A 13,870-nucleotide genomic window follows, 5' to 3' on the forward strand; every position below is an offset into this window, starting at 1 on the left:
CAAACGGATGCGGGTTTCCGCCATACGGGATGTTTCTTGACCTTGTTCGCTGAGCGAACAATCTAACGTCCCTGGAGCCTGCGCGGCCCGTGGCTGGTGCATTTGGAGGCAGGTTTGATCAACCCCATGATTACAGCCACCGCCGGCTGGTCCGAGGCGGTGGAGGAGCGGGCGCAGCGTCTGCTCCGCTTTCAGGTCGGGACCGAAGGACCGGACGGCGTTCCGGTGACCGTGCAGACCATGTTCGAGCGCTGCGGCTTCACGCCGGTCGCCAGCGCCCGCTTCCTGATGTGCATCCCGCCTTTGACGGCGATGCACGAGCTGACCAAGACGGTCGCGCGCTTCCGCATCGACGGCGAAGCCTGCCCGGACCCGGCGGACCTTGCGAAAGCGGCGCTGTCCTTCGCCGGGCGCGCGGTCGCGGTGCATGAGCTGCACCCGGAACGGCGGTTCGTGGCGGGCCTGATCTCCACCATCCTGGGGTTGCAGGGAACCGGTCGGCGGTAGCGTCCCGTTTCTGGTGAGCGGCGGTCGCGCGCAGGACGGGCCTTGCGGTTTCGCTCGGCCCGCCGCCGCGTCCGGGCGCTGGGAATCCGTCATTCTTTAAAAGTTGTAACCGTCCTTTGGTTGCTCGTCCGCCGGACTCGCATTATCAGTGTCCGACTGTATGACCACGGACTGGTGCCACCAGTTCTGGCGGAGGAGGGGGCGGCGATGGACAGGAAGCCGGTCGATTACGGGCAGTACAGCATCCTGGTCATCGAAGATCAGCCCTTCGTGCGCCGGACCATCATGCAGATCCTGTCGCAGATCGGCTTCCGCTCGATCGCCGAGGCCGACAACGGCGAGACCGGCATGCGGGAATGCATCCGCGCCACCCCCGACGTGATTGTCTGCGACATCGACATGAAGCCGGTGTCCGGCCTGCAGTTCCTGGCCGATCTGCGGGCCAGCGCCGAGGTGAGGAACCGCCGCACGCCGGTGGTCTTCCTGACCAACCACACGGAATCCGAAATCGTGAAGAAGGCCATGTCCCTGGGCGTCAACGGCTTCGTCGTGAAGCCGCCGTCCTTCGGCGCCCTGAAGGAGCGGGTGGATCGCCTGCTGGCCGCCAAGTGAGGGAGGGGATGCGGGGCCTGCGGCTTGCGGTGCTGTGCGGTCTGGCGGTGGTGCCGTTGGCCGCCTGTTCGGGGGAGCCGGGCGAGTCCGACATGCGCAAGCTGGTGGAATCGCACACCCGGCGGGCCTTGGACGGTCAGGGGCAGGGCAGCTTCCGTGGGTTCGATGGTTTCCGCAAGCAGGGCTGCGTCGACACCAAGTACCGCAACGGCGCCCCGAAGCCGGACGACAAGCAATATGATTGCTACTACGCGGCGACCTTTGCGCCGCAGCCGGGCGCGACGGCGATGACGGTCAACGGCAAGGGCCGCTTCACCCGCACCGACAAGGGCCTGACCTTCGAGGATTTGGGAGCCCAGCCACGCTGAGAAGGCGTGCTGACGAGGCAATAAGTCGGCGCTGTCCGGAAAAGGAAACGGCCGGTCATGACCCTGTCATGAACCGGCCGCGTCAGATGGTGGAAGGGGCTGGATTTGAACCAGCGTACGCTTACGCGGGCAGATTTACAGTCTGCTGCCTTTAACCACTCGGCCACCCTTCCGCTGATGCTTGACGCGACCATCGGAGACCTGCCGTTCATCGGGCCTTGCTAGGCCTTCCGTCCGGCGGGTGGCGTTATCTAACGGGTAGCGGCGCTCCGGTCAAGCGGCTTTCTTCATCCGCAGCGCATCTTTGTTCACGCCCCCTCGCCACGGGCCACGCGGGCCAGGGCGCTCAGCGGATCGCCGTCCTCCGCGCTGAAGCAGGCGCTGAAGTCGTCGCACACCTCGCAGTTCGGCGATTTGCAGAGCATCAGCCCTTCGCGCTCGCACAGCTGGCGGTAGAAGAATTTCTTCCATTTCATGTCGCCGCTGTTCAGCGCGACCAGCGACGGGAAGTGGCGGCGGAACATGGCGTTCAGCTCCCGCCGGTTGGCGAAGCCCATGTCCTGCCAGAGGTGGTTCGGCCCCAGCGCGCGGCGGGCGACAATGGCGGCCAGCCACTCCTCCTCGACGGTCCCGGCGGCGCGGTGGTCGAGCAGGAAGGCCCGCAAATCCTCCTCCTCGATGGCGTCCACACCGCTGTCCTCCGGCAGGGAGGAAAGGAGAGGGGCGAAGCCCGCCGCGTGCCGGCGGATCAGCTCGGCCAGCGCTTCACGCTCCAGCCCCAGCGCGGCGGCGGGACCGCCCGGATGCTGCGCGGCCAGCCCGACGATGCGGGTGAACAGCAGCCGGTCGAGGGCCGGGCCGTCCGGAACGCCGTCCAGGGCGTCGGCGGGCGGGTGGAGCGAGAGAACCGCGGGATCGGCGATGTCGGCAATCATGGTCGGCGAACTCCCGCATCGGGGGGTTGTTCGGTCATGACCATGATGGTGGATCAAATTCCCGCAACTGCGAAGTGGTTTTTTTGCGGGTGCGTTGTCGAGGCCCGCCGGGCATCCGGCTCAGCCGTTCAGGACCTCCGTCGTGAAACGCTCGAAAAAGCCGTCGATCACGCGGTCGGCTTTGGCCTTGACCAGCTTGACCGCCAGCCGGCCGACGGCCCCGCCCAGCGCCGCCGCCAGCGTGAAGGACAGCTGGGTGTGGCCGTCCACCTCCTCCAGCGTGATGCGGGCCTCGCCCTTGACCGCTCCGGCGAGGCCGCCCTTGCCCTCGGCGTAGAGGATGTAGAAGCGCGGCGCGTCCTCCGGTGCCACCCGGACGTTGCCGGCGAAGCGCGCGTTCAGCGGGCCGACCGTGGCGCGCACGCGGGCGCTGTATTCGGTGGGCGACAGCCGGTCCATCTCCTCCAGAACCGGGATGCAGCGTTGCAGCACGGCGGGATCGCAGAGCGCGGTGAAAACCCGCTCGCGCGCCGCCGGAATCCGGTACTGGCCGTTCAGTTCCATGAATCACCTGTTGTTGGTCGGGCCAGTTGTCGGGCCGGAAATGCCAAGCGATTTGGTGTATGGAAGACCCGCTTCCAAGACGCGCAATCGAGCACGGAGGGCGACACACATGCGGCAGGCCGTCATGACGCTGACCATCCGCACCCACGGCCAGGGCCTGGTCGAGGTGACCGAGCCAGTGGCCCGCTGGGTCGCCGCCCAGGGCATGGAGACCGGTCTGCTGACGGTCTTCTGCCGGCACACCTCGGCCTCGCTGGTCATCCAGGAGAACGCCGACCCGAGCGTGCGCGGCGATCTGGAGCGCTTCTTCAAGCGGCTGGTGCCGGAAGACCCGGCGCTCTACGACCACATATTGGAAGGGCCGGACGACATGCCGGCTCACATCCGCAGCGCGCTGACCACCGTGCAACTGTCCATCCCCGTGCTGGAGGGGCGGATGGCATTGGGCACCTGGCAGGGGATCTATCTGTTCGAGCACCGCCGCCAGCCCCACGAGCGGACCCTGGCGCTGCATCTGCTGGGCGAATGAGGGGAAGGCGCCCGCGCGTCTACCCCAGCCAACCCGCGATGTAGGGTTCGAGCCACCAGAAGAGAGCGACGGCGGCGACCAGCCAGATCCCGACCATCAGCGCGGCGGCGGCGTAGCTGACCGGCCGGTTGGCCAGTTTGGCGGCGGTGGCGCGGTGTTCCTCCAGCACCGCCGCCGGGATCAGGCGGATGACCAGCAGGATGCCGAGCGGCACGATCAGCAGGTCGTCCAGATAGCCCAGGACCGGCACGAAGTCGGGGATCAGGTCGATGGGGCTGAGCGCGTAGGCCGCCACCGCCGCGGCGGCCACACGGGCGTACCAAGGCGTCCGCGGGTCGCGCGCGGCCAGATAGAGCGCGATCACGTCGCGCTTGATCCGCCGCGCCCAGCCCTTCGCCGCCGCCAGCATCGCGGAGCGTCAGCCCGCCGCCGGGACGGGAGCGGCGGACTGGCGCAGCCGTTCCAGCAGGGACTTGGTGGCGAAGCCGTCCGGCACGGCGCCGATCGACTGCTGGAAGCGGCGCACGGCGTTGCGGGTGTTGGCGCCGACGATGCCGTCCGCCGTCCCCGGTTCCATGCCCAGCGAGGCCAGCCGCTCCTGAAGCTCGATCCGCTCGTCGCGGCTCAGCGCCGGTTCGTGGCGCGGCCAGCTTCCCTGCACGCCGGAGCGGCCGGCGAGACGGTCGGACAGCAGCGCCACCGCCAGCGCGTAGCTGGTCGAGGGGTTGTACTTCATGATCGCCCGGAAATTCTCCCGGACCAGGAAGGCCGGTCCCTGCGCCCCGGCGAGCATCAGGACGGCGGCCCGCTCCTCCTCGCCGCCGCTCAGCTCGCCGCCGGTGACCGGCCGCACGCCGAGGCGGCGCCATTCGGACACCGGCTTGGAGATGTTGTACTCGGCCTGCTCGTAGGGGAAGCCGGCGGGCAGGGTGACCTCCTCGCCCCAGCGCTCCCCGGTGCGCCAGCCGTTGGCCTGCACGAACTTGGCGGTGGAGGCGAAGACGTCGGGCAGGCTGCCCCAGATGTCGCGCCGTCCGTCGCCGTCCTCGTCGGTGGCGTGCTTCAGGAAGATGGTCGGCATGAACTGGGTCTGGCCCATGGCGCCGGCCCAGGAGCCGCTCATCTTCTCCGGCGGGATGTCGCCGCTGTCGAGGATGCGCAGGGCGGCCAGCAGCTCCGTCCGGAAGTAGCTGGCGCGGCGGCCCTCATAGGCCAGCGTGGTCAGCGCGTCGACGACGGAGAAGCCGCCGGTGAAGTTGCCGAAATCGGTCTCGACGCCCCAGAAGGCCACCAGGATCTCCGCCGGGACGCCGGAGCGCTGGCTGATGCGGCGCAGCAGCGCGCCGTTGTCCTGGATGCGCTGGCGTCCGGCCTGGATGCGGCGGTCGTTGACCGCGCTGTCCAGATACTGCCAGGGCTGGCGGTTGAACTCCGGCTGGGAGGAATCCAGCTCGACCACCCGGTCCGACAGCTTCACGTTGGCGAAGGCGCGGTCGAAGGTCTGGGCGCGGATGCCCTGGCCGAGCGCCTCGGCGCGCAGGGCCTTCAGCCAGTCGGCGAAGCTGACGGCGGGCTGGACCGGGGCCACGCTGGCCGGGGCGGCGGCGGACGCCTTCGCGGTTCCGGACGTGGTGGTCGCAGACACGGGCGGAGCGCCCGTCGTCTGGCAGCCGGCCAGGATCGTGGTGGCGAGCAGGAGGCGGACGGGAAGGGACAGCAGGGGGCGCATGCGCTCTCGTGACCAACAGGGAAAAGCTGTGCCGGAGCCTAGGACGGACGGCCCTTTCACTCAACGGACAAGTTCCGGTGCCGGAAGCAACGCTCATCCGCCACGCGCGGGACACGCGGGCAAGAATCGACACGGATTGCACGGATCAAACCGGATTTCACGGAGCTATCCGGTTCGACTAGCCGTGCGCTTGAGGGTTTTCAGAAATCCGTGAAATCCGTGACCGAGTCCGTGAAATCCGTGTCGGATTTTGTCATCCGACGGAGCGACGCGGCGCCCATACAGCCAGGGCTTGACCATGAACAAAACTTGAACAAACGGGCTGAAATCCCCATATCCAGGGCATTCCGAAACCAGAGACGAGACGTTCGCGGCCCGCCCCCCGGCGCGCCGCCGAGAGGGTTCGCCATGCCGTATTTTCCGACCATCGAACTCACCCCGCAGGTGTCCCTGCTGCTGGCGCGGGGGGCTCTGCGCCTGAATCCCGGCCAATGGGTGCGGGGACCGAAGGGGCATGGCCGCTACCTGCGAACCGACCCGCGCAGCGGCACCACCTATGTGAGCTGGCTGCGCCCCGGCGACGACTGGGAAACCGCGTCGCAGCGCTTCAGCCGGGCCTGCCGGAAGGGCTTCATCGGGCGCTACCGTGGCGGCTACGAGGCGGAGAAGGCGCGCCGGGAGATGGCCCGGCTGATCGCCGACGCCGACCAATCAGGTAGCGCCGTAAGGCGGGACGAGCGGCAGCCGACGCTGTTCTAAGGCGGGAACCCACGCGCCCAAGGATGGAGAGCAGAGGCTTGGCCGAAGGGACCATCAACGCCATCCGCATCGGCTGCGCCGGCTGGAGCATCCCGAAACCCTCCGCCCCGGCCTTTCCGGCGGAGGGCACGCATCTGGAGCGCTACGCCCGCGTCTTCCCGATGACCGAGGTCAACAGCCGCTTCTACCGCCCGCACAAGCCGGAGACCTGGGAGCGCTGGGCGGCCTCGGCGCCGCCGGACTTCCGCTTTGCGGTCAAGCTGCCGCGCGCCATCACGCACGAGCAGCGGCTGAAGGACTGCGCCGGCCCGCTGACGGAGTACCTGCACGAGGTCGGGCATCTCGGCGACCGGCTGGGGCCGCTGCTGGTGCAGTTGCCGCCGACGCTGCGCTTCGAGCCGGCGGTGGCCGGCCCCTTCTTCGCGGCCCTGCGCGAGCGCTTCGCCGGCCTTGTCGTCTGCGAGCCGCGCCACCCGAGCTGGTTCGCGGCGGAACCGGACCGGCTGCTGGTCGACCACGCCGTGGCCCGCGCCGCCGCCGACCCAGCCCCGGTGCCAGCGGCGGCGGAGCCGGCGGGTTGGGACGGCTTCCGCTACTGGCGGCTGCACGGCTCGCCGGTGATGTACCGCAGCGCCTACCCGCTGGACGTGCTGGACCGGCTGGCCCGGCGCTTCCGCGACGAGGCGCGGGAGCGGCCGGTCTGGTGCGTCTTCGACAACACGGCGGACTTCCACGCGGTCGACGACGCGCTGACGCTGATGAGCCGTTTGGGTGCCTCCACAGGTCAGAGAGACAAGCCCGGCGCCTGACCGCTATCGTTGCGCGAACGCAAGCGCAGCCGGGGCGGTCGGGCATGGACGTCATTCTACTGGTGCTGATCGGGGCCATCGTCGCCCACCGGTTCAACCGCCGGCTGACGGCGCAGGAGCGCGAGATCGCCCGGCTGCGGCAGGCGCTGGAGCGGGTGCAAGGGCTGGTGACGGTCGATGCCGTGCCGGTCGAGGCTCCCGCCGCGGACGCCCCCGTCATGGCGGAGGCTCCGCCAGAGCCGCCGCCGATCCAACCGCCGCCCATCCAACCACCACCGGAGCCCACTCCACCCCCGCTGTCCGTGTGGAGCCGGCTGGAGGACGCGCTGGCCGGGCGCTGGCTGATCTGGCTGGGCGGGGCCACGGTCGCCCTGGCGGCGGCCTTCTTCATCAAGATGTCGGTGGAGCAGGGCTGGCTCGGCCCCAGCGTGCGCGTCGCGCTCGGCCTGGTCTCCGCCGCGGCGCTGATGGTCGGCGGCGAATGGCTGCGGCAGCGTGGAAGGCGGGTGGAGCCGGAGGTCCGCGATCCGGTGCCGCCGGCCTTGACCGCGGCCGGGCTGTTCACCGGCTTCGCCAGCGTCTATGGCGGCTATGTGCTCTACGACCTGTTCGCCCCGCCGCTGGCCTTCGCGCTGCTCGGCGGGCTGGCGGCGCTGGGCATGGCGCTGTCGCTGCTCCAGGGACCCTACATCGCGGCGCTGGGCCTCCTCGGCGGCTTCGCAACGCCGTTGCTGGTCTCGTCCATCGGGGGATCGGCCTGGGGGCTGTTCGCCTATCTGTTGGCCCTGTCGGGCGCCGGCATGACGGTGGTGCTGTGGCGCGGCTGGCGCTGGCTGGGGCTGGGCACGCTGGCCGGGGCGGCGGGCTGGGTGCCGGTCTGGTACGTCGGCGGCTGGAACCCCGGCGACGCCCTGCCGGTCGGGATCTATCTGCTGCTGACCGCCGGGCTGTTCCTGATGCCCGCCCTGCTGGCCGGGCCGGTCGAGGCCATGCCGCGCACCACCCTGTTCGACATGCTGCGCTGGAGGGGACGCCCGCGCGCCGACCGTCTGGCCGTCGCGGCGGTGGCGGTGCTGGGGCTGCTGATGGCGATGCTCGTCACCGTGGACGGCCATCGCACAGGCTCGCTGGTGATGCTCGCCCTGTTCGGGCTGCTCTGCGTCGCGGCGGGGCGGCGGATCGAGCGGATCGCCGGCGTCGCCTGGATCGGCGCGCTGGCGGTTCTTCTCGCCTTTGCCGGCTGGACGGTGCCGCGCTGGCCCTTGCCGCCGCCTGCCGTTACCGCCGACGGGCATCCCATCGTTCCATCGCCGGGCGCGGGGCTGCCGTTCCAGTCCGGGCGCTTCCTGTGGGCGGTGGGCGGCTTCGCCCTGCTCTACGGGATGGGCGGTTTCATCGCCCTGTGGCGGTCGACGCGGGCGGCGCTGTGGTCGTCGCTGGCGGCCTGGATGCCGGTGGTGCTTCTGGCGCTCGCCTATTGGCGGCTGGACCCGCCGCAGGCCGACACGCTGTGGCCCGTGGCCAGCCTGGCGCTGGCGGCGCTGCTGGTCGCCGGCACCGGCCCGCTGGCCCGCCACCGCCACCAGCCGGGCGTCAGTTTGGGGCTGGCCGCCTTCGCCGCCGGGGCGGTCGGGGCGCTCAGCCTCGGCGCGGTCATGATGCTGCGCGAGGCGTGGCTGACCGTGGCGCTGGCCGTGCAGGTGCCGGTGCTGGCGTGGCTGGAGCGGCGGATGGGGCTGCGCTCGCTGCGCGCGGTGATCCTGCTGGTGGCGGGCGCCGTCCTGGTCCGGCTGGCGCTGAATCCCTCCGTGCTGGAGTATGGGGAGGACGGGCTTGGCTGGGTCGTCTACGGCTACGGCCTGCCGGCGGCGGGCTTCTTCCTGGCCGCCCATTGGCTGCGCTCCGCGCCGGACGGCAGGGGTGACGACGGGGTGGTGGCTCTGCTGGAGGCCGGCGGGCTGGCCTTTGTCACGCTGCTGCTGTCGCTCGGCATCCAGGCGCTGACCCGCGGCTCGCTGGAGGAGCCGCCCGACACGCTGCGCGAGGTGGCGCTGCACACGCTGGTCTGGCTGGCGCTGGCCCTGCTGCTGGCGACGGGGCGGCGTTGGCGGGCGCGGCCCGTGGCGGTGTGGGGACGGCGCATCCTGGCCGGGCTGGCGGCGCTTCAGGCGGCGGCGCTGCATCTGGTCGCCCTGAATCCGTTGTGGAGCGACGAGGCGGTGGGCGCGTGGCCGGTGGCGAACACGCTGCTGCTCGCCTATGGGCTTCCGGCCCTGCTCGGGCTGCTGTTCCTGTGGGCGGAGCCGCTGCCGGCCCGCCTGCGCCCCTGGATCGCGCTGCTGCCGCTGGCGCTGCTCGGCACGAATCTGGCGCTGGAGATCCGCCACGCCTTCCAGGGACCGGTGCTCTCCGGCCCGGACCTGCCGGACGCCGAATGGTACGGCTACTCCGTCGGCTTCCTGGTCGCGGCGGTGCTGATGCTGGTGGCCGCCCTGCGGTACCGGCTGGGCTGGCTGCGCCACGCCGCGATGGCGTTGATCCTGGCGGTGGTCGCCAAGGTCTTCCTCAGCGACATGGCCGAGCTGGGCGGGCTGTACCGCGTCGCCTCCTTCCTCGGGCTGGGGCTGAGCCTGATCGGCGTCGGTTATCTCTACCGGCGGCTTCAGGGCACCGCGCCGCAGGGAGGGCAAACAGTCGCCTGAGCGAACGGTCGGGTTGACAGCCGCCCCCTCTCGCGCTCCGATGGTGGAAACGAACACAGAAAAGCCAGGGAGGCCCGCAGCCATGACCAACCCCATCGCCCACCCCATCCTGCCCAACGGCGACAGCGGCTTCACGGTGGAGGCCGCGTCGATGAAGTTCGGCCGCGGCATGCTGGCGGAGGCGGGGAACGATGCCAAGGCCATGGGCATGCGCCGGGTGGCCCTGTTCACCGATCCCCATGTGGCCGGGATCGCGCCCTTCGCGGCGGCGCTGGACTCGCTCAAGGGAGCCGGGCTGGACGTCGCCGTCTACGACCGCTGCGCGGTGGAGCCGACCAGCGCGTCCTTCCTGGAGGCGGCGGACTTCGCCCGCGAGGGCCAATTCGACGGCTATGTCTCGGTTGGCGGCGGGTCGGTGATCGACACCGCCAAGGCGGCCAACCTCTACGCCACCCACCCGGCGGACTTCCTCGCCTACGTCAACAAGCCGCTGGGCGAGGGGCGCCCGGTGCCCGGCCCGGTCAAGCCGCACATCGCCTGCCCGACGACCTGCGGCACCGGCAGCGAGACGACCGGCGTCGCCATCTTCGACCATGTCGAGATGCGGGTGAAGACGGGGATCTCCTCCCGCTACCTGCGGCCCAATCTGGCGCTGGTCGATCCGGCGACCATCGACAGCCTGCCGCCGGGCGTCATCGCCTCCACCGGCTTCGACGTGCTGACCCACGCCATCGAGAGCCACACCGCGCGCTCCTTCCGCTCCCGCCCGAAGCCCGACGCGGCCAACCCGCGCCCGCCCTACCAGGGCGCCAACCCCTGGTCGGACATCGGCAGCCTGCAGGCGATCCGGCTCGGCGGGCAGTATCTGGAGCGCGCCGTCAATGACCCGGCGGACGAGGAGGCGCGCGACGCCCTGATGTTCGCGGCGACGCTGGCCGGTCTGGCCTTCGGCAACGCGGGGGTGCACATCCCGCACGCCATGTCCTACTCCGTCGCCGGGTTGAACCACCGCTTCACGGCGCGCGGCTACGAGAAGGCGAACCCGATGGTGCCGCACGGCATCTCGGTGGTGCTGAACGCGCCGGCCGCCTTCCGCTTCACCGGCTCCGCCGAGCCCGAGCGCCATCTGCGCGCCGCCGAAGCGCTGGGGGCGGAGGTCCGCGACGTGTCGCCTGCGGACGGCGGCGCCGTTCTGGCCGCCCGGCTGATCGCCATGATGCGCGCCACCCATCTGCCCAACGGCCTGTCGGCGCTCGGCTACGGCGCGGCGGACATCCCGGATCTGGTGCGCGGCGCGATTGCCCAGCAACGGCTGCTGACCATCGCGCCGCGCCCGGTGACGGAGGAGGACCTGCGCAGGCTTTACGCCGACGCCATGACCTACTGGTGACGCCCTGTTGATGATCGCCGCCCTCCGATCGCGGAACGGACACGCTATGGATGGGTCGGCCATTCCCCCTTGAGCGCGATGCAGACGTTCAGCGCGAGCGAGGGCGGCTGGGTGGGAACGCTCTTCGACGCCACCGCGGTCGCCGCGGCGACCGACACGTTGCCCCCGGTGAAGCCGGTGAACGGGACGTTGATGGTGCCGCTGGTCGTGCCGGTGACCTTGGCGCCCGTGCTCGACGATGGCGCGTTGGTGTTGTACGGCCCCTTGATGGTGGCACCGGCGCCGCCGTCGTCGATCGAGGTGGTGCTGAGATAGACGGTGCCCGAGGTCGGGGCCGACACCGGGTTGCCGCCGGTGGTGATGGGGACACTGACGGTGCCGGTGAAGGGGACGATGGTCCCGGTGCCGCCCTGGGCGCCGGTGCCGGCGAAGCTGGCGCTGTGGTTGTGCGATTTCAGCGGCACCTGATCCTGGGTCAGCGTGACGGTCTGTTGGCCAAGGGCTTGGCCCAGAGGGGTTCGTACCAGTCCGATGCCGGTGCCGGCGCCGATGACGGCGCGTCCGCGCAGGTCGGGGAGGTTGAACGTGGTCTTGCCGTCGCCGCCGAAGCGGGTGCCGAGCAATGCGAACAGCGGCTGGTACTGTTGGATTGGCAGAGACTGGCCGTCGGCCATGGCGAATCCCTCCGGGCACCAGTCGAACGGGACGGTGCACAACGTACCAGTGTATTGGTAGGGCGTGCAGGCCGCCGCCGGCACGCTGAAGAAAGCCATGCCGCCGGCCATCGCGGCGGCGATCGGGAGGGACATCCTGACCATGGTGTGTCCTTCGTTTCTGTATGGTTTGGGGGATATCGAAGGCTTTTTAAAGTGATCGGTGTTGTTTTTATTGTTGATTCAATGTCTCACAGGCGACCGTGCGTAATGAGTATTATATTTTATTAAATTTTTTCACGGATCGACAGTCGACGTCAAAGCCTGTCGAAGAGCGCGGGAAGAAGGAAAGGGCCTGCCCCCTCCGCCCATGGGGAGGGGGCAGGCCCGCGATCCGTTACGGACGGTTCGGGTAGAGGCCGGCGGTCGCGATGCAGACGGTCTGTCCGATCGCCGGGGACTGGGTGGAGACCTTCTGGGTGGCGCCGGCCGACGCGGGGGCGACCGCCACGGTGCCGCCGGTGATGCCGGTGTTGGGAACGGTGATGGAGCCGCTGGCCGTGCCGGCCACCTTGGCGCCCGTGCCCGGGCCGCTGGTGTTGTACGGTCCCTTCAGGGTGATGCCCGCGCCGCCGTCGTCGAGCGAGGTCTCACCGAGATAGACGGTGCCTGAGGTCGGGGCCGACACCGGGGTACCGCCGTTGGTGACGGGGACGCTGACGGTGCCGGTGAAGGGAACGGTGGTCGAGCCGCCCGAGCCGCCGCCGGTGCCGGTGAAGGTGGCGGTGTGGGTGTGCGGCTGCAGCGGCACCTGGGCCGCCGAGAGCAGAAGCTCCTGCTGGCCGACCTTGGCGCCGATGGCGATGTTCACCAGGCCGGGGCCGGTCCCGGTGCCAATGGCGGCGCGGCCGCGCAGGTCGGGGACGGCGAAGAGATCGTTGTTGTTGCCGCCGTAGCGGTAGCCGATCAGGGCGAACAGGGCCTGGTTCTCGCGGACCGCCAGCGTGCGGCCGTCGGCCACCACATAGCCCTGCGGGCACCAGTCGAACGAGTAGGTGCAGATGGTGCCGATGTACGGTTCCACGTTGCAGGCGGCGGCGGGGGTGCTGACCAGAGCCAAGCCGCCGGTCATCGCAAAGGCGGCGGAGAGAAGGAACTTGCGCATGGTGGGTCCTCGGCGTTGAAGAGGTTCGGGTTTCGGCTACGCGATTCGTTACGGACGGTTCGGATAGAGGCCGTTGGCCACGATGCAGACGGTCTGTCCGATCGCCGGGGACTGGGTGGAGACCTTCTGGGTGGCGCCGGCCGACGCGGGGGCGACCGCCACGGTGCCGCCGGTGATGCCGGTGTTGGGAACCGTGATGGAGCCGCTGGCCGTGCCGGCCACCTTGGCGCCCGTGCCCGGGCCGCTGGTGTTGTACGGCCCCTTCAGAACCATGCCGGCGCCGCCGTCGTCGATCGAGGTGTCGCCGAGATAGACCGTGCCCGAGGTCGGGGCCGACACCGGGGTGCCGCCGTTGGTGATGGGAAGGCTGACGGTGCCGGTGAAGGGAACGGTGGTCGAGCCGCCCGAGCCGCCGCCGGTGCCGGTGAAGGTGGCGGTGTGGGTGTGCGGCTGCAGCGGCACCTGGGCCGCCGAGAGCAGAAGCTCCTGCTGGCCGACCTTGGCGCCGATGGCGATGTTCACCAGGCCGGGGCCGGTCCCGCTGCCGATGGCCGCGCGGCCACGCAGGTCGGGGATGCCGAACGTGTTCACGTTGTCGCCGCCGTAGCGGAAGCCGACCAGCGCGAACAGCGCCTGATACTCGCGGATCGCCAGGGTCCGGCCGTCGGCCGGGATGTAGTTACGGGGACACCAGTCGAACGCGAAGGTGCAGACGGTGCCGATGTAGGCCTCGTCGTTGCAGGCCGCTGCGGGTGTGCTGAACAGAGCCATGCCGCTTGCCATCGCAAGCGCGGCGGGGAGAAGAGCCTTGCGCATGATGTGTCCTTCGCGTTGGGATTGTTTTTTGTTCAGACGGATGGTTGCCATACAAGTGAATGAATTTATTTTTTCACGAACTTATTATTCCATATCCCGCTAAGGTGGTTAAACGACATTTTTATACAAATATTTTCATTTTCCGATGCCTCCTGTTTCTTGCACGCATAGCGTGCGACGGCGCCATGAGAGGCTGTCCTGCCGGCCCATGCCGCGGATCGCCGAGGAGCGCCGCAGACCCTCGGGGCACCCCCTCCGCGCGGTCCCGGCGTCCGGAACCGGATCGGATGGGGCACGTTGTTCCAAATGGGCCATCGGGTTGGAGGCTCGGG

14 protein-coding genes, 1 tRNA gene and 1 pseudogene are annotated in these 13,870 nt (G+C 69.7%); 8 read left to right on the plus strand and 8 right to left on the minus strand.

The features are described 5' to 3' along the window. Window positions 1-126 precede the first annotated feature (126 nt). The 3 genes from FBZ83_RS15175 (at window position 127) to FBZ83_RS15185 (ending at window position 1,487) form a co-directional block, all read left to right on the plus strand. Complete coding sequence (locus tag FBZ83_RS15175) at window positions 127-507, plus strand: hypothetical protein (RefSeq protein ID WP_145684319.1); 381 nt, start codon at window positions 127-129, stop codon at window positions 505-507. A gap of 207 nt (window positions 508-714) precedes the next feature. Next, window positions 715-1,119 carry a response regulator gene (locus FBZ83_RS15180; protein WP_145679569.1) on the plus strand — a complete coding sequence of 135 codons (405 nt, stop codon included), beginning with the start codon at window positions 715-717 and terminating at the stop codon, window positions 1,117-1,119. 8 nt (window positions 1,120-1,127) lie between these two features. Then, window positions 1,128-1,487 (plus strand): hypothetical protein, encoded by a 360-nt coding sequence (locus FBZ83_RS15185; protein WP_145684321.1) that lies wholly within the window; start codon window positions 1,128-1,130, stop codon window positions 1,485-1,487. Window positions 1,488-1,574: 87 nt separating this feature from the next. Here FBZ83_RS15185 and FBZ83_RS15190 read toward each other — a convergent pair. The 3 genes from FBZ83_RS15190 to FBZ83_RS15200 form a co-directional block, all read right to left on the minus strand. Further along, window positions 1,575-1,660, minus strand: a tRNA-Tyr gene (locus tag FBZ83_RS15190). A gap of 135 nt (window positions 1,661-1,795) precedes the next feature. Further along, window positions 1,796-2,422, minus strand: a complete 627-nt coding sequence (locus tag FBZ83_RS15195) for a nitrogen fixation protein NifQ (protein WP_145684323.1) — start codon at window positions 2,420-2,422, stop codon at window positions 1,796-1,798. 120 nt (window positions 2,423-2,542) lie between these two features. Next, complete coding sequence (locus FBZ83_RS15200) at window positions 2,543-2,986, minus strand: CoxG family protein (RefSeq protein WP_145684325.1); 444 nt, start codon at window positions 2,984-2,986, stop codon at window positions 2,543-2,545. Between the two features lie 109 nt (window positions 2,987-3,095). On the opposite strand from FBZ83_RS15200, the gene FBZ83_RS15205 reads away from it, so the two are divergent. Beyond that, window positions 3,096-3,515, plus strand: coding sequence for a secondary thiamine-phosphate synthase enzyme YjbQ (locus FBZ83_RS15205; RefSeq protein ID WP_145684327.1), 420 nt, complete (start codon window positions 3,096-3,098; stop codon window positions 3,513-3,515). Between the two features lie 19 nt (window positions 3,516-3,534). On the opposite strand, the pseudogene FBZ83_RS15210 reads toward FBZ83_RS15205, so the two are convergent. Both FBZ83_RS15210 and FBZ83_RS15215 read right to left on the minus strand, forming a co-directional pair. Then, window positions 3,535-3,930: pseudogene (locus tag FBZ83_RS15210) on the minus strand (YkvA family protein); the annotation flags it as partial. Between the two features lie 3 nt (window positions 3,931-3,933). Further along, window positions 3,934-5,244, minus strand: a complete 1,311-nt coding sequence (locus FBZ83_RS15215) for a lytic murein transglycosylase (protein ID WP_145684331.1) — start codon at window positions 5,242-5,244, stop codon at window positions 3,934-3,936. A gap of 408 nt (window positions 5,245-5,652) precedes the next feature. Between FBZ83_RS15215 and FBZ83_RS15220 the strand changes: the two genes are divergently transcribed. The 4 genes from FBZ83_RS15220 (at window position 5,653) to FBZ83_RS15235 (ending at window position 10,904) form a co-directional block, all read left to right on the plus strand. Next, window positions 5,653-6,003 (plus strand): hypothetical protein, encoded by a 351-nt coding sequence (locus FBZ83_RS15220; protein WP_145684333.1) that lies wholly within the window; start codon window positions 5,653-5,655, stop codon window positions 6,001-6,003. A 38-nt stretch (window positions 6,004-6,041) separates the two neighbouring features. After that, window positions 6,042-6,812, plus strand: coding sequence for a DUF72 domain-containing protein (locus tag FBZ83_RS15225; protein WP_145684335.1), 771 nt, complete (start codon window positions 6,042-6,044; stop codon window positions 6,810-6,812). A 44-nt stretch (window positions 6,813-6,856) separates the two neighbouring features. Continuing rightward, entirely contained in the window at window positions 6,857-9,514 is a 2,658-nt protein-coding gene (locus FBZ83_RS15230) for a DUF2339 domain-containing protein (protein WP_145684337.1), read from the plus strand. 82 nt (window positions 9,515-9,596) lie between these two features. Continuing rightward, on the plus strand, window positions 9,597-10,904 hold the full coding sequence (locus FBZ83_RS15235) for a hydroxyacid-oxoacid transhydrogenase (protein ID WP_145684339.1): 1,308 nt from the start codon (window positions 9,597-9,599) through the stop codon (window positions 10,902-10,904). Between the two features lie 44 nt (window positions 10,905-10,948). Here FBZ83_RS15235 and FBZ83_RS15240 read toward each other — a convergent pair whose 3' ends face one another. From FBZ83_RS15240 to FBZ83_RS15250, 3 genes are all read right to left on the minus strand, one after another. After that, window positions 10,949-11,722: a phage tail protein gene (locus FBZ83_RS15240; RefSeq protein WP_145684341.1), complete on the minus strand. Its 774-nt coding sequence runs from the start codon at window positions 11,720-11,722 to the stop codon at window positions 10,949-10,951. Window positions 11,723-11,954: 232 nt separating this feature from the next. Next, complete coding sequence (locus tag FBZ83_RS15245) at window positions 11,955-12,722, minus strand: phage tail protein (protein WP_145684343.1); 768 nt, start codon at window positions 12,720-12,722, stop codon at window positions 11,955-11,957. 48 nt (window positions 12,723-12,770) lie between these two features. Continuing rightward, window positions 12,771-13,493: a phage tail protein gene (locus FBZ83_RS15250; protein WP_200477491.1), complete on the minus strand. Its 723-nt coding sequence runs from the start codon at window positions 13,491-13,493 to the stop codon at window positions 12,771-12,773. Between the last annotated feature and the right edge of the window lie 377 nt (window positions 13,494-13,870).

The organism is Azospirillum brasilense (genome assembly GCF_007827815.1).
GTDB classification, from domain to species: domain Bacteria; phylum Pseudomonadota; class Alphaproteobacteria; order Azospirillales; family Azospirillaceae; genus Azospirillum; species Azospirillum brasilense_C.